Source organism: Streptomyces sp. NPDC047981 (genome assembly GCF_040653315.1).
In the GTDB taxonomy this organism is placed as follows: Bacteria; Actinomycetota; Actinomycetes; order Streptomycetales; family Streptomycetaceae; genus Streptomyces.
Map to the genome: position 1 here is coordinate 33021 of NZ_JBEZNQ010000018.1, position 23987 is coordinate 57007.

The 23987-nt window shown below is 71.1% G+C and carries 20 protein-coding genes; 6 read left to right on the forward strand and 14 right to left on the reverse strand.

The features are described 5' to 3' along the window. The first annotated feature begins 161 nt into the window (after positions 1-161). Positions 162-728 carry a Uma2 family endonuclease gene (locus tag AB0E14_RS13455; RefSeq protein ID WP_362415814.1) on the forward strand — a complete coding sequence of 189 codons (567 nt, stop codon included), beginning with the start codon at positions 162-164 and terminating at the stop codon, positions 726-728. On the opposite strand, the gene AB0E14_RS13460 is transcribed toward AB0E14_RS13455, so the two are convergent. Next, positions 664-1149, reverse strand: coding sequence for an ATP-binding protein (locus tag AB0E14_RS13460; protein ID WP_362415816.1), 486 nt, complete (start codon positions 1147-1149; stop codon positions 664-666). The two genes, AB0E14_RS13455 and AB0E14_RS13460, sit on opposite strands and share 65 nt — an antisense overlap. 154 nt (positions 1150-1303) lie before the next feature. Here AB0E14_RS13460 and AB0E14_RS13465 point away from each other — a divergent pair, with 154 nt between their 5' ends. Then, the gene (locus AB0E14_RS13465; protein ID WP_362415818.1) at positions 1304-2179 is read left to right on the forward strand and encodes a helix-turn-helix transcriptional regulator; all 876 of its coding nucleotides are present in this window, start codon (positions 1304-1306) and stop codon (positions 2177-2179) included. Continuing rightward, positions 2176-2385 carry a DUF397 domain-containing protein gene (locus AB0E14_RS13470; RefSeq protein ID WP_362415820.1) on the forward strand — a complete coding sequence of 70 codons (210 nt, stop codon included), beginning with the start codon at positions 2176-2178 and terminating at the stop codon, positions 2383-2385. The genes AB0E14_RS13465 and AB0E14_RS13470 overlap by 4 nt, the downstream gene beginning before the upstream one ends. A gap of 489 nt (positions 2386-2874) precedes the next feature. Here AB0E14_RS13470 and AB0E14_RS13475 read toward each other — a convergent pair whose 3' ends face one another. The 5 genes from AB0E14_RS13475 to metG form a co-directional block, all read right to left on the reverse strand. Further along, positions 2875-3210: a hypothetical protein gene (locus tag AB0E14_RS13475; protein WP_362415822.1), complete on the reverse strand. Its 336-nt coding sequence runs from the start codon at positions 3208-3210 to the stop codon at positions 2875-2877. A gap of 17 nt (positions 3211-3227) precedes the next feature. Then, positions 3228-7862 carry a putative T7SS-secreted protein gene (locus AB0E14_RS13480; RefSeq protein WP_362415824.1) on the reverse strand — a complete coding sequence of 1545 codons (4635 nt, stop codon included), beginning with the start codon at positions 7860-7862 and terminating at the stop codon, positions 3228-3230. Next, positions 7862-8509 carry a hypothetical protein gene (locus AB0E14_RS13485; protein ID WP_362415826.1) on the reverse strand — a complete coding sequence of 216 codons (648 nt, stop codon included), beginning with the start codon at positions 8507-8509 and terminating at the stop codon, positions 7862-7864. Before AB0E14_RS13485 ends, AB0E14_RS13480 begins: the two co-directional genes overlap by 1 nt. Further along, positions 8490-8987: an SseB family protein gene (locus AB0E14_RS13490; RefSeq protein WP_362415828.1), complete on the reverse strand. Its 498-nt coding sequence runs from the start codon at positions 8985-8987 to the stop codon at positions 8490-8492. The genes AB0E14_RS13485 and AB0E14_RS13490 overlap by 20 nt, the downstream gene beginning before the upstream one ends. A 104-nt stretch (positions 8988-9091) precedes the next feature. Beyond that, a complete protein-coding gene (gene metG / locus AB0E14_RS13495) occupies positions 9092-10699 on the reverse strand; it encodes a methionine--tRNA ligase (RefSeq protein WP_362415830.1) in 1608 nt (535 codons plus the stop codon). A gap of 160 nt (positions 10700-10859) precedes the next feature. On the opposite strand from metG, the gene AB0E14_RS13500 reads away from it, so the two are divergent. Together AB0E14_RS13500 and AB0E14_RS13505 are read left to right on the forward strand one after the other, a co-directional pair. After that, complete coding sequence (locus AB0E14_RS13500; RefSeq protein WP_362415832.1) at positions 10860-11513, forward strand: response regulator transcription factor; 654 nt, start codon at positions 10860-10862, stop codon at positions 11511-11513. Further along, positions 11510-12688 carry a HAMP domain-containing sensor histidine kinase gene (locus AB0E14_RS13505; protein ID WP_362415834.1) on the forward strand — a complete coding sequence of 393 codons (1179 nt, stop codon included), beginning with the start codon at positions 11510-11512 and terminating at the stop codon, positions 12686-12688. The genes AB0E14_RS13500 and AB0E14_RS13505 overlap by 4 nt, the downstream gene beginning before the upstream one ends. On the opposite strand, the gene AB0E14_RS13510 is transcribed toward AB0E14_RS13505, so the two are convergent. Then, entirely contained in the window at positions 12655-14478 is a 1824-nt protein-coding gene (locus tag AB0E14_RS13510; protein ID WP_362415836.1) for a VWA domain-containing protein, read from the reverse strand. The genes AB0E14_RS13505 and AB0E14_RS13510 overlap by 34 nt on opposite strands. Positions 14479-14799: 321 nt before the next feature. Here AB0E14_RS13510 and AB0E14_RS13515 point away from each other — a divergent pair, with 321 nt between their 5' ends. After that, the gene (locus AB0E14_RS13515; protein WP_362415838.1) at positions 14800-16872 is read left to right on the forward strand and encodes a PhoX family protein; all 2073 of its coding nucleotides are present in this window, start codon (positions 14800-14802) and stop codon (positions 16870-16872) included. 33 nt (positions 16873-16905) lie between these two features. Here AB0E14_RS13515 and AB0E14_RS13520 read toward each other — a convergent pair whose 3' ends face one another. The 7 genes from AB0E14_RS13520 to AB0E14_RS13550 all read right to left on the reverse strand — a co-directional run bounded on the left by AB0E14_RS13520 (position 16906) and on the right by AB0E14_RS13550 (position 23888). Continuing rightward, positions 16906-17901, reverse strand: coding sequence for a hypothetical protein (locus tag AB0E14_RS13520; protein WP_362415840.1), 996 nt, complete (start codon positions 17899-17901; stop codon positions 16906-16908). A gap of 2 nt (positions 17902-17903) precedes the next feature. Beyond that, positions 17904-19376 carry an APC family permease gene (locus AB0E14_RS13525; RefSeq protein ID WP_362415842.1) on the reverse strand — a complete coding sequence of 491 codons (1473 nt, stop codon included), beginning with the start codon at positions 19374-19376 and terminating at the stop codon, positions 17904-17906. 258 nt (positions 19377-19634) lie between these two features. Further along, positions 19635-21602, reverse strand: a complete 1968-nt coding sequence (locus AB0E14_RS13530; RefSeq protein ID WP_362415844.1) for an FUSC family protein — start codon at positions 21600-21602, stop codon at positions 19635-19637. Between the two features lie 102 nt (positions 21603-21704). Next, on the reverse strand, positions 21705-21944 hold the full coding sequence (locus tag AB0E14_RS13535) for a DUF2630 family protein (protein ID WP_362415983.1): 240 nt from the start codon (positions 21942-21944) through the stop codon (positions 21705-21707). A 27-nt stretch (positions 21945-21971) separates the two neighbouring features. Next, positions 21972-22994, reverse strand: a complete 1023-nt coding sequence (locus AB0E14_RS13540) for an endonuclease/exonuclease/phosphatase family protein (protein WP_362415846.1) — start codon at positions 22992-22994, stop codon at positions 21972-21974. 4 nt (positions 22995-22998) lie between these two features. Continuing rightward, positions 22999-23460, reverse strand: coding sequence for a hypothetical protein (locus AB0E14_RS13545; RefSeq protein ID WP_362415848.1), 462 nt, complete (start codon positions 23458-23460; stop codon positions 22999-23001). Beyond that, the gene (locus AB0E14_RS13550; RefSeq protein ID WP_362415850.1) at positions 23457-23888 is read right to left on the reverse strand and encodes a hypothetical protein; all 432 of its coding nucleotides are present in this window, start codon (positions 23886-23888) and stop codon (positions 23457-23459) included. Before AB0E14_RS13550 ends, AB0E14_RS13545 begins: the two co-directional genes overlap by 4 nt. Positions 23889-23987 lie beyond the last annotated feature (99 nt).

The window sequence follows — 23987 nt, forward strand, 5'->3', positions numbered from 1 at the left end:
TCTCCTCACGTTCCTTGGATCCTGGGACCGCCCCTGCCACCGGAGACCCGCCGGCGGGCCTCCGGTGTGTGGCCCTGGCGGGGCCACGGTGGCATCGCACGGACGGGTGAAGCCTCAGAATCTCCGACGCCCGAGCCTCTGGCATATGCCACGGTGCAGCCATGGCGATGACCCAAAGCACGTTCGAGGAGCTCGCGCGCCTCGGTGACCGCTTGAGCGACGCCCTGCGGCTTGAGTTCATTGACGGGAAGGTCAGGGAGAAGGCTTTGCCGGACGGCAACCACGGGCGGATCATCGAATGGCTGACCCGCCTGTGCGTTCAGGATGACGTCGGCTGGTGGCTCTACCCGGGCCAGGGGCTTCGGGTCGAGACGTACGGCAAAGGCAACGCACGCCCCGATGGACTCCTCGGACCTATCGACACCTTCGTCGGGCAGGGGGAATGGGCGAGCGCCGAGGGCGTGCTCATGGTGGTCGAGGTGACCTCGTACGACGCCGACACCGACCGACGCGACCGCGTCGAGAAGCCACGCGCGTACGCCGAGACGGGCATCCCCGTCTACCTGCTGATCGACCGCGCCCAGGGCGAGGTCAGGGTCCACTCCCAGCCCGGCGACGCAGGCCGCTACGACGTGGTCATCACCGTGACGTTCGGCAAGACGGTCACACTCCCGGACCCGGTGGGCCTGGAACTGGACACGGAACCGCTGAAGGACTGGGTGGGCTGAGGCGTAGGTCGAGTTCGGCCCATACGGTCTTGCAGGGTACGGGCCCGAGGTCGACGCCCCAGCGGTCGGCGAGGGCATCGACGAGGAGCAGGCCGCGCCCGGACTCGCCGTCCGGTGGCCGCAGGCGCGGGAGAGCGTCATCCCGAGTGTCCGTGACCTCGATGCGGAGTGTCTCTTCTTGCGCGATGAGCGCGAGTCGGAGGTTCCGGCCGGCAACGCGGCCGTGAGTGGCGGCGTTCGTGGCGAGTTCCGCGACGACGTGTTCGGCGTTCTCGACGACCCGGTACGGCAGCTCCGGCTTGGTGCGCAGCCACTCGACGGCGAGGAGACGGGCGAGGCGCGCACCGCGCGGTGTGGGGGACAGCAGGACACCGAAGTGTGGCGACTGTGACAGGAGTTGGGCGGGAGATTTCTGGTTCACGTCACCGAGCGTGGCGGCCCGCGACGACCATGAACAGTGATGAAGTCGATGCGTAGGGTGACTGTCCGGAGCTTGTCCACTGCTGTCCGGGCTGTCGGGCCCCCTTCGGCGGGTAGGGCCGTTGCGGCACGCAGGACGAAGGGAAGGGTGCGGCATGTCCGTGGATGACGGGGTGGGGCGGCTCAAGGGCGAGGCGGACGAGCCGGGCTGGGAGGTGGACCCTGACGACGACTGGGGCCTGGCCGTCGTCGCCACCGTGGGGCGGCAGTTGAGGCTGTGGCGGGAGGCGGCGGGCATGCGAGCTGCCGACTTCGGGGTGGCGGTCGGCTACGGCGAGGACATGATCTACAAGCTGGAGGGCGGGAAGCGGATCCCGCGACCCGAGTTCCTCGACAAGGCGGACGAGGTGCTGCGGGCGGACGGCATGATCACGGCGATGAAGGACGACGTGGGGAAGGTCCGGTACCCGAAGAAGGTCCGCGACCTGGCCAAGCTGGAGGCGGGCGCGGTCGAGCTCCAGCTCTACGACCCGCTCAACATCCACGGCCTGTTGCAGACGCCCGCGTACGCGCGCGGACTGCTGCTGATGCGGCGGCCGGCGTACACGCAGGACGAGGTGGAGCGGATGGTGGCCGGTCGCATGGCCCGCAAGGCCGTGTTCGAACGGGACCCGGCACCCGAACTCGGCTTCGTCCTGGAGGAGTGGACACTCCGACGCCCCTTGGGCGGCCGGGCGCTGCTGCGGGCACAGCTCGAACACCTGCTGGAAGTGGCGCAGTTGCGGAGCGTGGAGCTGCAAGTGATGCCGATGGACCGCGAGGAGCACGCGGGGGTGGACGGCGGGATCGAGGTGCTGAAGTTCGGCGACGGATCGGCGGTCGGCCGCTCTCCGGTCGTGGCCAACGGCCGACCGGTGACCGAGCGGAAGCAGCTCCGTATCCTTGAGCTGCGGTATGGCATCATCCGGGCCCAGGCTCTCACGCCCCGTGAGTCGACGGCCCTCATCGAGCAACTGCTGGGAGAGACATGATCCGCAACGCTTCGGCCGGGGACGCCTCCGAACTGGCGTGGTTCAAGAGCAGCTACAGCAGCGGCAGCGAGGGTGACTCCTGCGTCGAGGTCGCCACGACCCTCACCACCATCCACGTCCGCGACTCCAAGCTCCTCGACGGCCCCGAACTCAGCCTCACCCCGAGGGCATGGGCCGGCTTCGTCGCGTACGCGACGGGCGCCTGACGCCTGGAGAACCGGGAGTAGCCTTGCGGCGGCCGGGGCGACACGGGAATTGGTGGACGACGATCCACGTCTCCCATTCCTCTGCGGAGACCGCACAGATGACGCTGCCATCCTCCGACACCGTGACGAACTCGGTGTTGCTGGTGCCGGCACGGATTCGGGACGGAAGATCGCTTCCGATGGGGTCTCGTACATGGATCCAGCCGACCTCGTGCCCGCGTGCGACCGGAGCCAGAATAAAGAAGGTGCCGCCGTTTCCGACGAGGTGATGGGCGGCAGCCTGGGCCGCCCATTCGCGATCCAGTTGTGCGGAGGCGTCGGCTAGGGAATTACTGACAGCCGCAGTTGGTTCGACTTCGAATCCGTTTACCGCGTAGATCGCAGACATGACGTCGGGAAAGCCGTCGGGGGCCCTGCGATCGAGCACTGTCAGCCCGCTGGCCTCCAGCTTCCACCGCCATTCCGGCGTAGTTCCGTCGAGGTTTTTCCTCAAGTCGATCTCGCGATGCGTGGGGCGAATTCCTCCATGTACGCGCGGTGTTCCGCGTGGATAGCCGATTCCGGAATTTCCCCCAGGGGTGAGAGATCGACACCTCCGAGCTTTCCGCACCCGTCGAGATCCGTCAGCGCGTGAAGGAGGGCCTCCAGGGCCACGCGGGACTCCTCGTGCGGGGACAGCATGGCGATCAGGTCACCGGCGGCTCTGGCTTGAGTTTCGGTGAGGAGGTTCGCGAAGTCCTGAACGCGGTCGGCCGCCTCCGTGCGAACCGCATCGTCGAGACTCAGGAGGTCCCGGAGGAATTCGATGTAGTACTTGCCTTCCATGTGCCTCGTCTTTCAGGTCAGTGTGAGTACGGGATCGGCAGGTGGCTGGGCCATGGAATGTGAGTATCGTTCATGGCCTCCTCATTGTAGTTCGGGCTATTCTTGTTTCCGATCTGATGGTGGTAAAGATTTCCTGCCTCGTCCTGGAATTGGTGTGATATCTGGATTCGGTAGATGGGGCCGCTACGGGCATTGGGTCCGGCGTCCGGGCCGAAGTCGGCACCATGGACGCGCATACGTACCGTCTTTCCCGTGACTTCGTCCGTCCATTTCCACTTGATGCCGTGCTCGACACCGCCGGGGATCGGTCGCCATGGTTCCTGGACGGCGTCCTTCGGGATGATGCTGAGCGGGTCCGCTCCTCCTCTGAGGTCCCAGCCTCCACCCTCGATCCGGGGCGGACAGGGCCCGAGTCCGAGCGGGTCGCTCCAGGTGTGTGGGTTGTGGACGTACGTCGCCGGGTTGTCCGCAGGAGCGAGGCCCAAGGGGTCCTGGGCCAGGTACCGGGCTGATTCTGGGTCGTAGTAGCGGAAGTGGTTGTAGTGGAGGCCTGATTCCGGGTCGAAGTACTGGCCCGGGAAGCGGAGGGGGGTGTAGGCGGTGGCCGTTCGGTTCCAGGTGGTGGTGCCCCAGAGGGTGGTGCGGGTGTGCCAGGCCAACTCGCCTGATTCAGCGACGAGTTCCGTCGGTGTGCCGATCAGGTCCGTGACGATGGCGAAGAAGCGCTCGTCCGTCGAGTCCGTGCGGCGTTCCGTCTGGGCCAGGGGGCGGAGGCCCTCGTGGTCCCAGGTGAGGGTGACCTCTGCCGTCTGCTGTTCGCAGAGCGTGGGGCCGTCCCAGGTGAAGTGGACGATCTCTGACGGAGACTGCTTCGACATTCGGCGGCCCAGAGGGTCGTACGCGTAGCGCCACACCGTGCCGTCCGGGGTCGTCACCGACGTCAGGCGGTCCTCCGCGTCCCACGCGTAGCGCCAGGTGTCCGGCTTCCGGGAGAGGCGGGTCTTCTGGCGGAGGACCGTGCGGCCTTGCGCGTCGTTGTCGTAGCGGACAGCGCCGGCGTGGGTGAGGCGGGTGCCCGTGTATGTGCGAAGGCCCGTCGATTCGTGGGACGGGTGGGTCGACGGCCAGGAGGCTTCCGTCTGGTTGCCCGCCTCGTCGTAGGCGTACCGTTCCGACCAGTCCTTCGCGTGCACCGCCGTGACCCTGCCCGCCGCGTCCACGTCGAAGTGGCGCGTTCCTGAGAGCTTGTCCGTGACACCGATCAGGTTGCCGTCGGGGCGGTACGCGTATGTGCGGTGTTGGAGCTGGGTTCCCTGCGACCGTACGTCCTGTGCCGCCAGGCGGCCCCTCTCGTCGAACGACGACGTCAGCGTGACGAAGTCCGACACCGTGCGCGCCGCCTCGCGGCCCGCCGCGTCCCGGACGAAGGCCAGGCGGCGGCCCGAACTCGTCAGCTCCGTCCTGCGGCCCGCCGCGTCGTACGACCACGTGCTCGTCGAGCCGCCCGGGGTCGTACGGCCCACCCGGCGGCCCACGGCGTCGTGCCTGAAGGAGAGCGTTCGGCCGTTCACCGTCTCGGAGACGAGGCGGCCGTAGCGGTCCCTGAGGCGGGTCAGCGTCGCGTCGGGGCCCGTCGCCGTCGCCAGTTCGTCGAAGACGTCGTACTCGTACGTGGTGACCGCGCCGGCCGCGTCCTTGCGGATGACTCTGCCGAGGGCGTTGTGCTCGAAGCCGATCGTCTGGCCGAGTCCGTTCGTACGGGAGGTCTGGCGGCCCGCCGCGTTGTACGTGTACGTCAGCGTTCTGGCGTCGAAGTCCGTTTCCGAGAGCAGGCGGCCCGCGCCGTCGTACGCGTACTCCCACGTCAGGCCCTGCGGGTTGGTCACGCGCGTCAGCCGCAGGTTCGAGTCGTGGGTGAACTCGTAGCGCACGCCGTCCGGGGTCGTGCGGGACGTCAGGAGGTCGAAGTCCGTGTACGCGAAGTGGGTCGTGGCGCCCATGGCGTTCGTGTGTGTCAGGCAGTTGCCCTCGCCGTCGTACGTCCACGACTCCACCGTGCCGTCCGGGGCCGTGCGGCGGGACACCCGGCCCTCGACCGTCCACTCCAGGTGGGTTTCGGCTCCCAGGGCGTCCGTGATCCTGGTCGTGCGGCCGAACGCGTCGTGTGCGTAGTGGGTTGTCGCCCCCAGCGGGTCCGTGATCTCGGTGGGCAGGCCGCGGGGGTCGAGGACCAGGCGCGTGGTGGCGCCGAGGGGGTCCGTCACGGCCGTGAGGCCGCCCTGCTCGTCGTACGTGAAGCTCGTCGTCGCGCCCGACGGGTCCGTCACCGACGTGCGGTTGCCGCGCTCGTCGAAGGTCTGCCGGGTGACGTTGCCGTCCGTGCCGACGATGCGGGTCGGGAGGCCGAGGGGGTTGTACTCCGCCCGCGCCCGGCGGCCGTCCGGGCGCTCCAGCTCCGTCATGTGGCCGTGCTCGTCGTAGGCGGAGTGGGTGACGTTGCCCAGGGGGTCCGTGTGGGACAGGAGGTTGCCGTGGCGGTCGTACGCGAAGCGGGTGACCGCGCCCAGCGCGTCGATCTCGGCGACGCGCTGCGCGCGGTCGTTGATCAGATGACGCTGGGTGTGTCCGTAGCCGTCCGTGAAGGTCGTCAGGCGGAGACCGGTCGCCGGGTCGACATCGTCCCAGGTGAAGGTGGTTTCGAGGTGGCCGTTGGTGCCCGACTGATAGGTGCAGCGGTCCTGGTCGTCGTAGACGTAGTCGAAGCGGCTGCCGTTGGTGTCCGTCCACGAGGTGATGCGGCCCTCCGCGTCGCAGCCGAAGCGCAGCGGGCGGCCCGAGGAGTTCACCACCTCCGTCAGGTGGCCGTCGGTGTAGCCGTAGCGCAGGATCTCCTGGTCGGACCCGTCCGGTGCCGCTTCCGCGAGGTGGAGGGCGGTCACCCGGCCTTCGGCCGTGGTGAGCTTCAGGTGGTAGCCGCCGTGGTGGACGATCGAGGTCGGGGCGCCCGTCTCGTCGTGCTCGAAGGTGATCCAGCGGCCGTTGCGGTCGTCGATCTGGGCCAGGAGGGCCAGTTCGTGGGTGTGGTCGGTGAAGTGGCGGACCGTTCCCGTGTCGGGGTCGGTGATCGTGTAGCCGTCCTCCACCCGGTCCAGCGGCCACTGCCGGCCGTGGGTCGGAACGACCGGGACGCCCGGTGCCGGGTGCGGGTACGCGAGCAGGCTGCCCTCGTCGCAGCTGAAGATGACGCCCGCGGAGTCGATCTCAAGGCGTTGGTCCACCGTCGACGACCACGTCGGGCCGAACCAGCGGCCCGAGCGGCGCGAGGAGTCGAAGGTACGGCGGAAGAGGAGGGGGAGCGAGCCCGGCAGGGTGATGTCGGTCTGGGGCAGCACCATGTGGCCCGACGCGATGTCGACCGGGTCCTTCGCGCAGTCCTTCTGGCCGGTCGTCTTGCAGCTGGTGGGCGGGTCCTTCTCCTGGTCCGCCCGGGGGGTGCCGTCCGACTGCATGTGCGGTTTGTCCGGGCGCTCGGCTCTGTCCAGGCCGACCCGCAGGCCGCCCTTGATGACGCCGCCGCCCTTCGTGCCCAGGAGTTCCGGGAGGAGTCGGCCGATGAACTCGCTCGGGTCGCCCTTCGCCGCGTCCCAGGCGTTCTTCAGCGCCCGGTCCGGGTTCGCCACCGTGGAGACCAGGCCGGCGAGCGTCGTGTTGACGCCCTTGTAGTAGTCCGCCGGGTGCGTCAGGTTGTACGGGTCCGTCGGGTTCACCGAGCGGACGAAGTTGACCAGGCCCGCCGTGCCCTTGACGACGCCGCCGCCGAAGTGGGCCAGCTCGAAGCCCTGGCCCAGGGCGTGGTCCATCATGTCGAGCTTGGCCTTCTCGACGCCCGTCGGCTCCTTCGGCGCGTGGGCGAGCGCCGCGCGTACCGCCGTTCTCGCCGTCTCCCCGGCCTCGTTGCGCGCCCTGCGCGCGTCGTTCAGGATCTCCCGGGCCCGCGCCCGCTTTGACGCGCCCGGGTCGGAGAACGTGCCTGGGTGGGGCAGCGGACTGTCCCCGGTGCGGGCGGTGTTGTAGGCGTCGACCTTCTTGTTGTACGCGTCGACCGCCGACTTGGAGTCCTTGTCGCCCTCCTTGTACAGGGCGATCGCCTCACCGGCCTTGCCCTGAGCGCTCACCACCGTCTTGGCGTACGTCTCCAGGGCCTTGGCCGCGTCCTCCATCGCGTCCGCCGCGTGCAGCCAGTCGGTGGGCAGGGTCTGGAACTTCTCCCGGAACGTGGTGGCCGCCGCGCCCCGCCAGTGCGCGGAGTCCAGCTTCTTCATCCCGCCGCCGACCAGGTCGAAGGCCTTCTGGAAGTCCCGGAGGTTCTTCGCCGTCGCGGTGATCCGGTCCGGCTTGCCGTGGATCAGCTCGTTCGCTTCCTCGCTCTGCCCGAGCTGCTGCTCCCCGACCTGCGCGCCGAGCGACGACGCCGTCTCGTCGCCCCAGTCCTCGACCGCGTCCGCCCAGTCGTGGGCACCGACCTTCTCCAGGCCCTCGCCGATCTTGTCGGTGGCGTGGTCGATGCCCTTGCCGACCAGCTCCTTGCCCTTGTCGATCCCCTTGTCGAGCCCGTCGACTATGCCGTCGCCGATCCCCCGCCAGTCGACCATCAGCGGCTCTCCCCCCACCGCGGCTGCTCGGCCTGCTCGATCGTCGCCCGGTCGGGGGCGAGGGTCTCCTTCAGCTCCTCGTCCATCACGTCACGCAGCTTCGGGTCCACCACACCCGAGTTCTCCATCGAGTCGAGCAGCGAGTCCTCGACGTCGTACGCCGTGTTCCGCCAGGTCTGCTCGACCTCCTGGTGGGCCTCGGTGAACGACTCCCGGCTGTAGTCCGCGTCGTCCCACATGTGCTGGTCACGGATGGTGTCCCAGCGCATCTGCTTGACCTCGTCCTCCGACAGGTGCGGGTTCCCGTTGAGGGAGTTCACCACGATCTTGAAGGAGTCCTTCACGTACTGCTCCTGCTCCGCGAACGAGCCCGCCGAGAGGCCGACCCCCTGCGCAAAACCGTTTCCTCGCAAGGTCAGCGCACGGACGCCCCACTCCCACCGGTCGCAGAACGTCTCGAACTCGGCCGTCAGGCCCCCGTGCCCCAGCTCAAGGCCCGACAGCGCCAGATCCGAGAACCCTCGGCCCGCCGACGCCTCGCCGATCATGCCGAGCTCCTTCAGCTCCGCATGCGCCAGATCGATGCCCTTCACGATCTCCGCGAGCGCCGCCGCCGGCGCCGCGAGTTCAGGCTCGTTCCCGCTCATCCTGGGCCCCCGTTCCCCCGAGATCCACCGCCACCCCGTCCGGGACGATCCCCGCCACCGGCGGGAACACCATCCCGTCCGCACTGCCCGCGTCCAGCGCCACGCCCCCCGGACCCGGCAGCATCGGCACCATCACGTCCAGCAGGCGTGCGCCGAGGATCGTGCGGTACGTCCACTCACGCTCCGCCTCGCCCCGCGCGACCGCGAAGCGCGCCAGCGCCTCCTCGTCCGAGAACGCGCAGATCCACCGGACTCCGCTGAAGTCCGCGGTCCACAGGCTCCCGTGCTCGTCGAACGGCACCAGGACCGCCGTGCGACGGAATTCGCCGAGCAACCGCGCAAATTCGCGGCGCGCCGCCACCGACGTGGAAGCGTCGACTTGTCCCCGTTCCGGACCGGCCGGGACTGGCGTATCCGACAATTCGTCCAGTCTCGACGCCCGTTGAGGCTTCGCTGTGCCGTCCCCGTTCTCCGTCACCCACGCATGCTGCCACGCGAGCATTTCCACGAGCAACGAACAAAAGCGCGAGGCCCGGAACCTGTCCGGTTCCGGGCCTCGCTGCATGTACTACGGGAAGGACGTCAGTCCTTCTTCGGGTCCTCCAGGCGCGGGAAGAGGATCGCGCCCTTCGTCACCGTCGTGCCCGCCGGGAGCTTGCCCCACTCGCCGGCCGACTGGACCGGCTGGGAGGCGAGGGTGCCCAGGGAGGGCTCCGCGCCCAGGGAGTCCCAGAGCTTCTGGGAGGTCTCCGGCATGATCGGGTTCAGGAGGACCGCGACGCCCCGGAGGGACTCGGCCGCCGTGTAGAGGATCGTCGCCAGGCGGGCGCGGCCCGCCTCCGACTCGTCCTTGGCGACCTTCCACGGCTCCTGCTCCGTGATGTAGCCGTTGACCTGCTTCACGAAGTCGAAGATCGCCAGGATGCCGCCCTGGAAGTCCAGCTCCTCGCCGATCTTCTGGTCGGCGGTCGCGACGGCCTTCGCCAGGCCCTCGTGGATCGCCTTCTCCGCGTCACCGTCGGCCGTCGCGGCCGGCAGGGCGCCGTCGAAGTACTTGCCGACCATCGCCGCCACGCGCGAGGCGAGGTTGCCGTAGTCGTTCGCCAGCTCGCTCGTGTAGCGGGCGGTGAAGTCCTCCCACGAGAACGAGCCGTCGCTGCCGAACGCGATCGCGCGCAGGAAGTACCAGCGGTACGCGTCCACGCCGAAGTGCGAGGTCAGGTCCTGCGGCTTGATGCCGGTCAGGTTCGACTTCGACATCTTCTCGCCGCCGACCATCAGCCAGCCGTTCGCCGCCACCTTGCCCGGCACCGGCAGACCCTGTGCCATCAGCATCGCCGGCCAGATCACCGCGTGGAAGCGCAGGATGTCCTTGCCCACGAGGTGGACGTTGGCAGGGAAGGTGTCCGCGAACTTCTCGGGGTTCTCGTTGTAGCCGACCGCCGTCGCGTAGTTCAGGAGCGCGTCGACCCACACGTAGATCACGTGCTTCTCGTCCCACGGCACCGGGACGCCCCAGTCGAAGGTCGAGCGCGAGATCGACAGGTCCTGCAGGCCCTGCTTGACGAAGTTCACGACCTCGTTGCGCGCCGACTCCGGCTGGATGAAGCCCGGGTTCGCCTCGTAGAACTCAAGGAGCTTCGGGCCGTACTCGCTCAGCTTGAAGAAGTAGTTCTCCTCCTTGAGGATCTCCACCGGCTTCTTGTGGATCGGGCACAGCTTCGTGCCGTCCTCGGCCTCGATGAGATCGCCCGGGAGCTTGTACTCCTCACAGCCCACGCAGTACGGGCCCTCGTACCCGCCCTTGTAGATCTCGTCCTTGTCGTACAGGTCCTGCACGAACTCCTGGACGCGATCCGTGTGCCGCTTCTCCGTCGTCCGGATGAAGTCGTCGTTCGCGATGTTCAGGTGCTCCCAGAGGGGCTTCCAGGCCTCCTCGACGAGCTTGTCGCACCAGGCCTGGGGCGTGACGTCGTTCGCCTCGGCCGTGCGCATGATCTTCTGACCGTGCTCGTCCGTGCCGGTGAGGTACCACACCTTCTCGCCGCGCTGACGGTGCCAGCGCGTGAGCACGTCGCCTGCGACGGTCGTGTAGGCGTGGCCCAGGTGAGGAGCGTCGTTGACGTAGTAGATGGGGGTCGAGACGTAGAACGCCTTCGCCCCCTGCTTCTCGGATCCAGTGGCCGCCATGGTCGAAATCCTAACGGGCAGTTCAAGATCCACTCACATCCATAACCGGGGGGTGAGACGGGACGGGGTGGGTGCGGGGTGGGTGTGGGAGCTCGGAGAGCTTTGCGAAACGTTGGCCGGCGTAGAACGGGACGTGGCCGTCAGCAGCGAGGAAGAGATCATGCGCGTACTTGTCGCCGAGGACGAGGAGGTCCTCGCGGAGCTCCTCGCCACCGGTCTGCGGCGGGCCGGCTTCGCCGTCGACACCGTCTACAGCGGCGACGCCGCCCTCGCCTACCTGGGCCTGCACGACTACGACGTCGTCGTCCTCGACCGCGACCTGCCCCGCGTCCACGGCGACGACGTCGCCCGCGCGCTCGTCGCCCGCTCCGCCCGGACCCGGATTCTGATGCTCACCGCTTCCGCTTCCACCGAGGAGCGGATCGAAGGGCTCGATCTCGGTGCCGACGACTACCTCGGCAAGCCCTTCGAGTTCCCCGAGCTCGTCTCCCGCGTGCGCGCCCTGCGGCGCCGCAGCGCCCGGCCCGTGCCGCCGCGCCTTGAGCGGGCGGGCGTGGCGATGGACACCGTACGGCGGGGCGTGACCCGGGACGGGCGCGTCCTCGATCTGTCCCCGAAGGAGTTCTCCGTGCTCCAGATCCTGCTGGAGGCGGACGGGGCGACCGTCTCCGCCGAGGAGCTCCTGGAGCGGGCCTGGGACGCCCACACCGACCCGTTCACCGGCGCGGTACGGGTCTGCATGAGCAAGCTGCGCGCCAAGCTCGGCGAGCCGGCGCTTATCAGGACCGTGCAGGGAGTGGGGTACGCGCTGTGACGGGAGTCCTCGAAGCGGGGTCCACCATCCGGACCCGGATCGCCCTCGTGTACGGGGGTGTCTTCGTCGTGCTCGGCGGATGCCTGCTCACCGTCGTGAACCTGCTCTCCCGCGCCGGTACGGAGGGTGAGGCGGACGCCATCGCCGCGCGGGTACGGGTGGTCGCGCCGTTCGAGACCGTCACCGCCTACCGGCTCAGCGACGACGTCAGCCGGGCCGCGGGCGAGCAGATGCTCATGTGGTCGTGCCTGGCCCTCGCCGTCATGGCGTTCTGCGCCGTCGCGGTCGGGTGGTGGACGGCCGGGCGCGTGCTGCGGCCGGTCCACGAGATGACCGCGCGTGCGCGACGCCTCTCGGAGCGGAACCTGCACGAGAGGATCGCCGCGAGCGGGCCCGACGACGAGCTGAAGGAGCTCGGAGACACGATCGACGCGCTGCTGGGCCGGCTGGAGGCCGCCTTCGACAGCCAGCGGCGGTTCATCGCGAACGCCTCCCACGAGCTGCGGACCCCGCTCGCCACACAGCGCGCCGCGATCCAGATCGGCCTCGACGACGCGAACGAGGTCAAGCAGGTGCTCCTCGACAGCAACCGGCGCAGCGAGCGCCTCATCGAGGGGCTCCTGGTGCTCGCGAGGAGCGAGCGCGGGCTTGAGGGGCGGGAGCGTGTCGAGCTGAGGGATGTCGTCGAGGAGGAGTGCGAGGCGTACGGGGTTCCGGTGGAGGGTGCGGGCGACGAGCACGCGGGTCGCGGTGCCCGAGGTGGTGCCGGATGTGTCGTGCTCGGGAGCCGTGTGCTGCTCGGGCAGCTCGTACGGAACCTCGTCGCCAACGCCGTCGCCCACAACGTGCCGGGCGGATCGGTGGAGGTGTCTGTGGACGGGGGTGTCGTGACCGTCGTGAACACGGGACCCGTCGTCGACCCGGTGGACGTACCGGGGCTCTTCGAGCCCTTCCGGCGGGGCGAGGGCCGTGACCGGATGGGGCCGGGGGCCGGGCTCGGCCTGTCGATCGTCCGCTCGATCGCGGCCGCGCATGGGGGGACCGTCAGCGCGGTCGCCCGGGGGGAGGGAGACGGCGGGGGCCTGGTGGTGACGGTGACGTTGCCCGTCTCCGTCGCCACCAGGCCCCCAGTCGCTTCCGGTCAGGCCTCCCAGGTGGAGAGCAGCCCGCGGTAGAAGTCGGCGTGGGCGGTCTCGGAGGGGGTCGCGCCGGCGAGGAAGTGGCCGGTACGGGGGGCGGTGAGCTTACGGACGTAGTCGAAGGCCTTGTTGTCCTCCTCGCCCCACGCCACGAACTGCCAGTGGATCGGGCGCTCGGCGGCCTCGGCGAGCGCCTGGGTGGCGGCCGTCTTGGACTCGGGCGCGCCGTCCGTCTGGAAGACGACGAGTGCGGGGCGGGTGGGGTCGGCCTTCTCGTGGTGGGCGAGGACCTCTTCGACGGCGCGGTGGTAGTTCGTACGGCCGAGGCGGCCGAGGCCCGCGTTGATCTCGTCGATGCGGCCGTCGATGCCGGCCGGGCGGAGTTCGGCGGTGCCGTCGATGTCCGTGGAGAAGAAGACGGCGGTGACCGTGGCGTCCTCGGTGAGGTGGGCGGCCAGCGCGACCGTCTGCTCGGCCAGGCGCTGGACGGACCCGTCCTTGAAGTACCCGCGCATCGATCCCGACCGGTCGACCACGAGGTACACGGCCGCCTGCGTCTTGACCAGCCCGCGCTCCTTGAGCACGTCACCCGCGGCGGCGTACGCGTCGAGCAGCTGCGGCGCCTCGGCCGCGACGATCCCGGCGGGGGCGGGGTCGGTGGCGGGGGTGGTGGCGGTGACCGGCTCGGGGGCGGGGACGGTGACTGCTTCGGCCTCGGGCTCGGGCTCGGGGGCGGCGGGAGCTGCGGCGGGCTCGGCCTCCGTGACGACTGCCTCGGGCTCGGGCTCCGGGGCAGGGGCGGTGACTGCCTCCGGCTCGGGCTCGGTGGCGGTGACTGCCTCCAGCTCCAGCTCCGGCTCGGGGGCGGTGACCGGCTCGGGCTCCTTGGCGACGACGGCCGCTTCCGGCTCCGCGTCGTCCGCCTCCGCGGCGACCGGCTCCGCCTCCGCCGGGGCGGCGGCTTCCTGCTCGTCGGCCTCGGCGGCGACCTCGGCCGCCTCGGGCTCGGTGACGGCGGGGGCAGCCTCGGGCTCCTCCGCCTCGGCGGCGACCGCCTCGACCTCGGCCTCCGTCGTGGCCTCAGGCGCCGCCTCGACCTCGGACTCCACCGCGGGCGTCTCCGCCTCCGCCTCCGTCGGCTCGGTGACGGCCTCAGTCACCTCGACCGGCTCGGACTGCTCCACCTCTGCGACGACGACCTCGTCCGCCTTGGCGACCTCGGCCTCGTCGGCCGCCACGGTCTCCGCGACCGGCTCCGGTGCAGCCTCGGCCTCGTCGGCCGCCACGGCCTCCGCGACCGGCTCCGCCGCCACGGTCTCCGCGACCGGCTCCGCCGCCACGGTCTCCGCGACCGGCTCCGCCGCCTCGGTCTCCGCGACCGGCTCCGGTGCAGACTCGGCCTCGACGGCCGGCTCCGTCTCCGCAGCCGCAGTCTCCTGCGCCGCCGGGCTCGACGGGCTCGCCGTCCGTGCCGCCGGGACCTTCGGGTTGTCGAAGGCGGCCGCCACCAGGTCGTCCGCCGCGCGCTGGGCCGCGTCCTTCCTCGGGGCCGCCGAAGGCACCGCGGGCGCCGACGCCTCCGCGGTCGTCGACGTCGCCGAGGCCGTCGCCGCCTCCGTGGTGGCCTTCGCCTCGGCCGACCCGGCGGTCGACCCGATGGCCGACGCGGCGCCCGACGCGGCGGCCGACGCGGTCACCGTCGCCGGGGCCGTCTCCTCCTCCGCGGCCGGGGCCGCCTGGGGCGGGACGGAGGTTGCCGGGGAATCAGCGTGCTGTTCCGCACGATCGCGTCCGAACACCTTGCGCAGCAAGCTCCGAATGCCCATGGGCGAGGCCTTTCGCATGAGTTGAGTGCGGTGAATGTCCGTACTGGGAGGAATCATCCCTGGCCAGGGCGGACACGTAAGGTTAGCGGCCCCGGGTGTGTCGCCTTCGGTGGCCCATAATCGACCCTCCCCGGCCGCCGTACGGCTCGCGCCACGCCCGTGAACGACCTCCGAACGAACCTCCGTTCCTGCCCATTCATGCACCGTTCACTTCCCCGCCTCCCCCGTGCAGATGTGTACACATAACGTCACCGCCGGACCAATTCCCGACACCATGTCGGGACCAAGGGGCGGCGCAGTATTGCGCCGGAGGAGGACCAAGTGCGCAAACTGCTGCCGCTGCTGAGCACCAACCCGCACGGAGGCGGCCGTTCCGCCCTCACCTGCCGGTTCCGCTGTGGTGACGCCTGCTTCCACGAGGTGCCCAACACCAGCGACAACGAGTACGTCGGCGACGTCATAGCCGGCGTCCTCTCCCGCCGTTCCATGATGCGCACCGCCGCCGTCGTGACCGTCGCCGCCGCGGCCGGCAGCGCCGTCGTCGGCTCCGGCAGCTCGCCGGCCGTCGCCGCCGCCCCCGAGAGCGACGCCGCCTCCGCCGCCGCCAAGGGCTTCCACCGTGTCGACGGCGCCCGCGGTCTGCGCTTCACGCCCGTCGCGCCCAACACGGCCGACAAGGTCACCGTCCCCACCGGCTACGAGCAGAACGTGGTCATCCGCTGGGGCGAGCCCATCCTCCGCGGTGCGCCGGCCTTCGACGCCGACAAGCAGACCGCCGCCGCGCAGGCCGGTCAGTTCGGCTACAACAACGACTTCCTGAGCCTGCTCCCGCTCCACGGTGAGCACGGCCGCCAGCTCCTGGTCGCCAACCACGAGTACACCGACGAAATCCTGATGTTCAAGGGCTACGACGCCGAGAACCCGACCCGCGAGCAGGTCGAGATCGCCTGGGCCGCCCACGGTCTCTCCGTCGTCGTGGTCCAGGAGGAGCGCCGCTCGGGCAAGCTCACGCCCGTCACGCGGCACTCGCTCAACCGCCGTCTCCACACCACCAGCGCGTTCGAGCTGACCGGCCCGGCCGCCGGCTCCGCGCTCGTGAAGACCTCCGCCGACCCGACCGGCCGCAAGGTCCTCGGCACGCTCAACAACTGCGCCGGTGGCACCACCCCGTGGGGCACGACGCTGCACGGCGAGGAGAACTTCAACCAGTACTTCGCCAACGGCTCCTCCGCCACCGACAAGCGCTACGGCGTCGGCACCGGTGCCTCCGAGCGCAAGTGGGAGCGGTTCGACAAGCGCTTCGACCTCAAGCAGGAGCCCAACGAGGTCCACCGCCAGGGCTGGGTCGTCGAGCTCGACCCGTACGACCCCGAGTCGACGCCGAAGAAGCGCACCGCGCTCGGCCGCTTCAAGCACGAGGCCGCGCAGCCCCGTCTCACCGCGGACGGCCGTCCGGTCGTCTACATGGGCGACGACGAGCGCTTCGACTACTTCTACAAGTTCGTCTCGTCGAAGCGGATGATGAAGGGCAACTCGCGGGCCGCCCGCGCGCACAACCTCACCCTGCTCGACGAGGGCACCCTCTACGTCGCCAAGCTGACCGGCGACAGCCCGGCGGCGCAGATCGACGGCACCGGCAAGCACCCGTCCGACGGCGAGTTCGACGGTTCCGGCGTGTGGATCCCGCTGGCCACCGGCAACGTCTCGCACGTCGAGGGCATGACCGCCGAGGAGGTGTACGTCTTCACCCGCCTCGCCGGTGACAAGGTCGGCGCGACGAAGATGGACCGCCCCGAGGACGTCGAGCCGAGCCCGCGCACGGGCCGCGTCTACGTCGCGCTCACCAACAACACCAACCGCGGCAAGACCGGTTACGCCCCGGCCGACGAGGCCAACCCGCGCAACCTGAACAAGCACGGCCAGATCCTGGAGCTCGCCGAGAACTGGGACGACCCGACCTCCGACGGCTTCGCCTGGCGCCTCTTCCTCGTCGCCGGCGACCCGAACGACCCGGCCACGTACTTCGCCGGGTACCCGAAGGACAAGGTCTCCCCGATCTCCTGCCCGGACAACGTCGCCTTCGACCCGCACGGCAACCTGTGGATCTCCACCGACGGTGCCCAGCTCGGCTCGCACGACGGCCTGTTCGGTGTGGCCACGCAGGGCGAGCGGCGCGGTGAGCTCAAGCAGTTCCTGACCGTCCCGAAGGGCGCCGAGACCTGCGGTCCGATCATCCAGGACCGCCGCGTGGTCATCGCCGTCCAGCACCCGGGCGAGCTCGACGGCGCGTCCGTCGAGAACCCGAAGTCGGAGTGGCCCGACGGACCCGGCAAGATCGTCCGTCCGTCCGTCGTCTCCGTCTGGCGCAAGGACGGCCGCGACATCGGCGTCTGAGCCGCTCGAAGCCCGGTGTGGGGGCCCCGCCCCTCACACCGGGCCGAGCCCCAGGCCCTCGCGGAAGCGGACGAACTGCTCCTCCGGTTCGCCCGTGTACGCCCACGGCACCCACGCCGCCCGGGTCCCGAGCATGGTGAGCACCTCGCGCGCCACCTCGACCTGGCCGGCGTAGCAGGCGGCGTGCGCCAGGTAGTTGAGGTCCGGCACCTCCTCGGGGGCGACCGGACCGCCCGGCTCCCGGCCGCCGATCCAGCGCTGGTGGGTGCGGCGCAGCTCGTCCACGGCCAGCTCGTGCTTCCAGTGCTGGTCGAACCCGCGCACCGGGCCCCGGCCGAGCGCCCCGTCCGCGATGTAGCGGTACTCCTCCACGCGCGCCACCTGTACCAGGATCGGCAGCGGCGAACCGGGCGGCGCCACGCCCGCCGCGTCCCGCGCGAAGTCGTACATGGCCCCGTGCGTGCCGTGCCAGCGCGCCGACAGGTACCGCATCACCTGGGCGTGCCCCTCGGTGTTGTACGGGTCCCGGTGGCGCAGCTCGTCGAACCACTGGCGCAGTTGCCTGCGGGTCACCCCGCCCTCGTACAGCCGGGCCACCGAGAGCAGCGAGACCCACGGCATCGGGTCCGCCGGTGCCGCCTCCGTCGCCCGCAGGCAGGCGTCGACGGTCGCGTCGACCCGGCCCCGGTCCACGACCGTGCCCCGGCCCGCCGCGATGGCCGTGTCGAAGATCCGTACCACCTCGGTCGCGGCCCGCAGCACCGCCGCGTCCGGGCTGTCCGGCTCGGCCGCCCGCCAGGACTCCACCGCCGAGCTGCCCGCGGCCGCGTGCGCGAGGAGCCGTATCCGGTGCGTCCGGCGCGCCCAGTCCTCGCCGGTCTCCCGCAGCAGGTCCCGGACGCCCTGCCAGCGGCCGATCACGATGTCGTTCCGTGCCACGGTGAGCGCCCGGTCGCCGAAGTCCGGGTCGAAGACGGGCGTGAAGCGCGGCGAGCGTCCCGAGCGCGCCGAGCGGCGGAGTGCGGCCATCGTCAGAAGTCCGTCGAGAGCGACTCGTCCGCCCTGCGCGCCCGCGGCGTGCTCGGTGCGAACGGTTCGGCCGCCGCCAGGGCGCGCGCCGCGTCGAGCCGCGCCGGCCGGTAGTACGCGCTGCCCCGGCGCCAGTACACGATCATCGGGACGAGGCCCACGAGCAGGCCGCCGAGGCCCACCACCCGGGCCGTCGTGGACAGTTCGCCGAGGGACTCGACGAAGGCCCACAGCATGAACACCGAGCCGAGGAGCGGCCAGACGCCGCCGACCAGGAAGTTCCGGACGGACGTCAGCAGCATCTTGCGGTACGCGACGACGGCGGCGAGGCCCGCGAGGGCGTAGTAGAACGCGATCAGGAGGCCGATCGCGGAGACCGCGTCGCGCAGGATCCGGCTCATCGAACCGGCGGCCGCCGCCGCGCAGAACATCAGCAGCGCGGCGCAGCCGACGGCGGCGATGGCGACCCACGGGGTGTTCCAGCGGCGGTGCACGGTGCCGAGCGCGGCCGGCATCGTGTGGTCGCGGCCCATCGCGAAGAGCGAGCGGGTCACCTGGATCAGGGTGGTCTCCAGGGTGGCGACCGTGGACAGGAGCACCGCCGCGACCAGGAGTTTCCCGCCGACGCCCGGCCAGATCTCCTGGCCGAGGACGGCGAGGACGTTCGCGCCGCCCTGCTCGATCTGGTCGGAGGTCAGGAGCACGTTGACCGCGACGGTGAACGCCTCGAAGAGCAGGAAGACGACGCCGACGCCGACGAGCGCGGCGAACCCGGCCGTGCGGCGGCTGTCGCGGGTCTCCTCGCTGAGGTTGCTGGTGACGTCCCAGCCCCAGTAGTAGAAGGCGGCGATCAGCGCGCCGGAGGCGAAGCCCGCCGGGCCGTCGAAGTGGCCGAAGCCGAACCAGGACCAGTCGAAGGCGGTCGCGTGCCCCCGGTGCAGCAGGGCGGCCAGGATGAACGCGACGAGGATGAGCATCTCGACGCCCGACATGAGGAGTTGGGCCCGTACGGTGAGCCGGGCGCCGCCCAGGACGACGAGCAGCATCATCAGGAACCAGCCGGCTCCGACGACGGCGGCGAGCGGGGTGTTGTCGGCGAGGGAGGGGTCGATGAGGGAGAGCGTGAGGGCGCCGGCGGGCAGCGAACCGGCGACCATGAACACGGTCGCGGAGACGACGAGGGCCCAGCCGGAGAGGAAACCGAGGAAGGGGTGGAGGGTGCGCCCCACCCAGGAGTAGCCGGCGCCCGCGTTGACGTCGATCCGCCCGAGGCGCGCGTAGGCGAGGACGATGCCGAGCATCGGTATCGCGCAGTACAGCAGGGCCGCGGGGCCCGCGAGCCCGACCGCGCCGAAGAGCACGGCCGTGGTGGCGGCCAGGGAGTAGGCGGGCGCACTGCCGGCGACGGCCATGACGACGGTGTCGAAGGTCCCGAGGACATTGGGCTGGAGCCCTCTGCCGGTAGTGCTGCGCATGGCGGATGTCCTTGGGGGGCACGGGAGCGGTGCAGGACGAAGTGACCGTGCTCGCCGGGTGAGTTCTTCCCCGGACCGCGCACGGATCAAGGTGAATCGAGCGCATCGTAGTCGCCCCGGGGGATTCCGGTAACGGCGGCATGGAGGGTTCCGTTCAGTGACCGCCGGTAAGTCCATCCGTGCGCCCCCGGCGGGGTGTTTGAGCGGATCTTGGAAGGGGAGAGTGCCGTCGGTCCACCGCGGCCCGGCCTTCCGGTTTCAGTCCTTCACCGCCGTCGCGCGGGGCGTGGCGATCGCCCGGGCGGCGCGGACCTCCTGGCGCAGCGGGGCGAGCACGCCCTCCTCGTCGCCGGTCAGCTCGGCCCGTACCTCCACCAGGACGTCCGTGCCCCGCAGCCCGTCCGCGAGCTCCCGCAACTGCTGCTCCACGGCTTCCACTTCCGCCGGGTCGGGCGGCGGCGCGCCGTGGTTCACGCGGACCCGGGCGGCGGTCGTGGCGTCGACGATCCGCTCCACGGCGACGACCAGCGGCCACCACGCGGAGGCGACGGTGCCGGTCGGCGGCGGTTCGGTCAGGGCGCGCTGGAACTCGGAGCGTACGGAGGACAGATCGCGGTACAGCTTCCGCCGGGCGCGCACGCGGGCGCCCGGGTCCTCCTCCTCGGGCGCGCAGAACGCCCGCGCCACGTACGCGGCGGTGTCGGCGACGGAGTCGGCGAGCCGGTCGCCGATGCGGCTGTGCCAGGACTCGGGCCAGAGCAGATAGCCGGCGACCAGGGCGATCCCGCAGCCGATGAGGGAGTCGTAGAGCCGCGGCAGGACCAGGTCGAAGCCCTGCCGGTTGATGAGGTCGGAGAGCAGCAGGATCACGGGGGTGATCGCCGCCGTCTGGAAGGCGTACCCCTTCGCGGAGAAGGCCGGGATCAGCCCGGCGAGCACGACCATCACCGGCACGTCCCACCAGCCGCGCGGCACCTCGGCGAGCACGAGCGCGGCGGTGACGAGGCCGACGGCGGTGCCGAAGGCGCGCAGCACGGCCCGGGAGAAGACCGAGCCGAAGTCGGGCTTCATGACGAAGGTGACGGTGAGGGCGACCCAGTACGAGCGGGGTACGTCGATGAGCGAGACCAGCGCCTGCGCGAGGCCGATGCAGAGCGCGAGCCTGAGGCCGTACCGCCAGGAGGCCTCGGAGAACAGCACGCCCCGGGCGACCCGGCGGGCCCGGACCCGCAGGGCGGCGGGGCGGCCGAGCCGGTCGTCCACGTTGTACGGGTTCGGCTCGGCGCTGTGGACGACGGTCGCCGCGTGCCGCAGGGCGTGGTCGACGGCCTTCTCGGCGGGCCTGCCCGGCCGGGGGAGGTCCAGGGCGGGGGTGCCGGTGCGGCCTTCCTCGACGGCGTCGGCGAGGTCGCGGACGGCGGCGGGGATCGCGGGCGGCAGGGGGCGGTGGAAGCGGAGGGCGGCGATGTGCGCGGCCGGGGCGGCCTCCACGAGCGGGATGACGGCGTTGAGCTGGGCGAGCAGCCGGACCAGGATCGGCGCGCGGCCGTGCTCGCGGGCGCGGCGGGCGAGGACGAGGTCGTACGCCTGGTTGAGCGAGGCGGTGACGGCCTGCCGCCGCTCCTCGTAGGCGGGTGGCGTGCCGGCGGCTTCGAGGACGTCGGCGACGGCCCGGTAGGTGCCGGCGACGGCGGTCCGCTCGGGGACGAGGCCGCGCAGCGGCCAGCCGAGCAGGGTCAGGGCGAGGACGACGGCGCCGCCGAGGGTCAGCAGGAGCGGCGGCTTCCACCAGGGGTCGGGCATCGGGAGCCCGGCGCCGACGACCGCGTTGAGGAGCAGGAGCAGCCCGGACGCGGAGGCGACCGCGCCGATCGAGGAGATCATCCCGGAGACGAGCGCGATGAGCGTGAGGACGATGACGGCCGGCCAGCCGTCGCCGTACACGAGGCTGCCGAGGGTGACGCCGAGGGCGCCGAAGAGCTGGGGGACGGCGATGTTGTGGAAGCGCATCCGGTACGCGTCGGCGGTGTCGCCGATGACCCCGGAGAGGGCGCCCATGGAGACCAGGGCGCCGTAGACGGGCTGGTCGGTGGCGAAGCCCACGGCGAGCGGCGCCGACAGGGCGATGGAGGCACGGGCGACGGCGGCCCAGGGGATCGGCGCGGGTGCGGGGCGCAGCCCTGCGGTGAGCCAGGTCGGAGGGGTGAGGCGTCCGGGGCGTGCCATGGGGTCACGGTACGCGGCTTGTGGGGGTCCGCCCGTAGTCAGGCGGTTTCACCTGCGTTGGGCTGCTTCGTTCCCGTACGGTACGGGGTCGGCGGGGGCCGGTCAGTTGCGGTAGCCCTCCACCTCCGCCGCCGGGCGGACGGCGGCCGTGTCCGGGTCCTCCCCGAACTCGCTCTTCGCGCGGCGCTGGCGCAACAGGTCCCAGCACTGGTCCAGTTGCACCTCCAGCTCGGCGAGCCGGGTCAGCTCCTCGGGGAGCAGGCCGCCCGTCCGCTGCCGCAGCGCCCGTTCCTCCTCGACGAGGCCGCCGATGTTCGCCAGGATCTGCTGGTCGTCGTGCATGTGCTCCATACAGTCCAGCGTGGCCGATCAGCGGCCCGCGTGCAGGTCGAGATCGGTCAGGACGGCCCGGTGGTCCGAGCCGGTCAGCTCCAGGAAGCGGACCTGGCGCACCCGGAAGTCGTCGCTGACCAGCACGTGGTCGATCTGCACGTACGGCGGCAGGGCCAGCTCGCGCGGCCAGGTCGGGGTCCTGGCGGCGCCCGCGAGCCGGGCCGCGTCGTGCAGCCGGCCCGTGTCGAGGACGGCCCGGAAGGCGGCGTGGTCCTGGGAGGCGTTGAAGTCGCCGGCGAGGAGCACCGGGCCGCCCGCGCGGTGCGCGGCGCCCGCGGCGTCGGCCACCCGCCCCAGCTCGGTCCGCCAGGCGTCGACCTGGCGGGGGATCGGCGGCAGCGGGTGCGCGAGCCGCAGCTCGACGTCCCGGCCGCCGATCCGGGCGGCGGCGCCCGGCATGCCCATCGCGGCCGGGATCGGGGGCCGGGCGGTCAGCGGGTACGCGCTGAGGATCACCGAGCCGGTCGAGCCCTCGCCGTCGACGACGGCCCGGTGCGGGAGGTTCGCCGACAGGGCGCCGGTGAGGGCGCGCGCGCACGCGGGGTCGCACTCGGAGACGTACAGGAGTGCGGGCCGCTCCCGCCGCGCCGCCGTGACGAGGGCGTCCGTCGCCTCGCCGAACTCGACGTTCGCGGCGAGCACCCGCAGCCGTTCCACGACGGGCCCGCGGGCGGTCGTGGTGTCCGGGCCGTACGGGAGCGTGAACCAGGCCGTGGTGAGCAGGACGAGGGCCGACCAGCCGGCCAGGAGGCGACGGCGGGCCACCAGGGCGAGCAGGGCGGCGAGCGCCGCCGGGAGGGTGAGCCAGGGCAGGAAGGACAGCAGCTGCGGTACGGGGGTCAGGGCGTCGGTGTCGAGCAGCCGGCAGCCGGTGACCAGGGACGGCACGGCCACGAGCAGACCGGCGGCCCAGGCGGCTGCTGCGCGGTGCCTGGGCCGGGAGGCCTGCGGGGCGGGGTCGGGCACGGAGGACGGCTGGGCTGCCAGGAGTTGCTCCACTCCGTCAGTGTCGCAGCGCCTGGGCGACCTCGGCCTTCGTCTCGCCCGACAGGGTGCGGTTGCTGCGCGCCGTACCGGACTTGGACTTCCCCGCCTCGACCCCGTCGATGTTCAGGACGACGGCGTCGAGCAGGTTCCCGCCGCTGTCGCGGAAGTTGACCATGACGGTGTAGTCGGCGCTCTTGTCCTGCGGGTTCGTGGCGGTGATCTCGGCGGTGGTCCGGTCGCCGTCCACCTTCGTCGGACCCGCCTTCACCTCCTCGGTGGCGTTCACCCCGTCCTTGACCTCGTTCATCTTCTCCTGGGCGGCGGAGGCCGCGGCCGAGGTCGCCGAGGAGACGATGTCGCCCGCCTTCTGCTGGGCCTCCTCGGTGCAGCCGGTCACCCCGACGAGGGCGAGGAGGGCGGCGGCGGAGGCGGCGGTGAGGACGCGGGTGCCGGTGCGAGCGCGCCGAGTGCGCCTCACACCGTGTCCTTGCCGTAGGTGTCGTCCGTGGCCAGGGCCCAGATCACGAAGATCGAGATGGCCATGGAGAACAGTGCCCACCAGGGGTGGTACGGCAGGAAGAGGAACTGGGCGATGACGTTGAGGGACGCCAGGGTGATGCCGGCGACCCTGCCCCACCCGGTGCCCTTGAGGATTCCGAAGCCCGCGAGTGCGACGACGATGCCGAGGATCAGATGGATCCAGCCCCAGCTCGTCAGGTCCCACTTGAACACGTAGTCGCCGACGCGGGTGTAGACGTCGTCCTCGGCGATCGCGGCGATGCCCTGGAGCACGTCCAGGATGCCGATGACCACCATCAGGACGCCGGCGAAGAGGGTCCCGCCGGATGCCCAGCCGGAGCCGGTGTCGGTGCTCTGTCTGCGGGGAGGTGCGGTGTTCTGGCTCATGGGCTCATGGTGCGGCGATTTCGGGTGATTCGCCACCGAACGGACCAATGGGGGCGAAAGGGTGAGGGCCGGTCGGGGGGAGCGCACCCCTCGACCGGC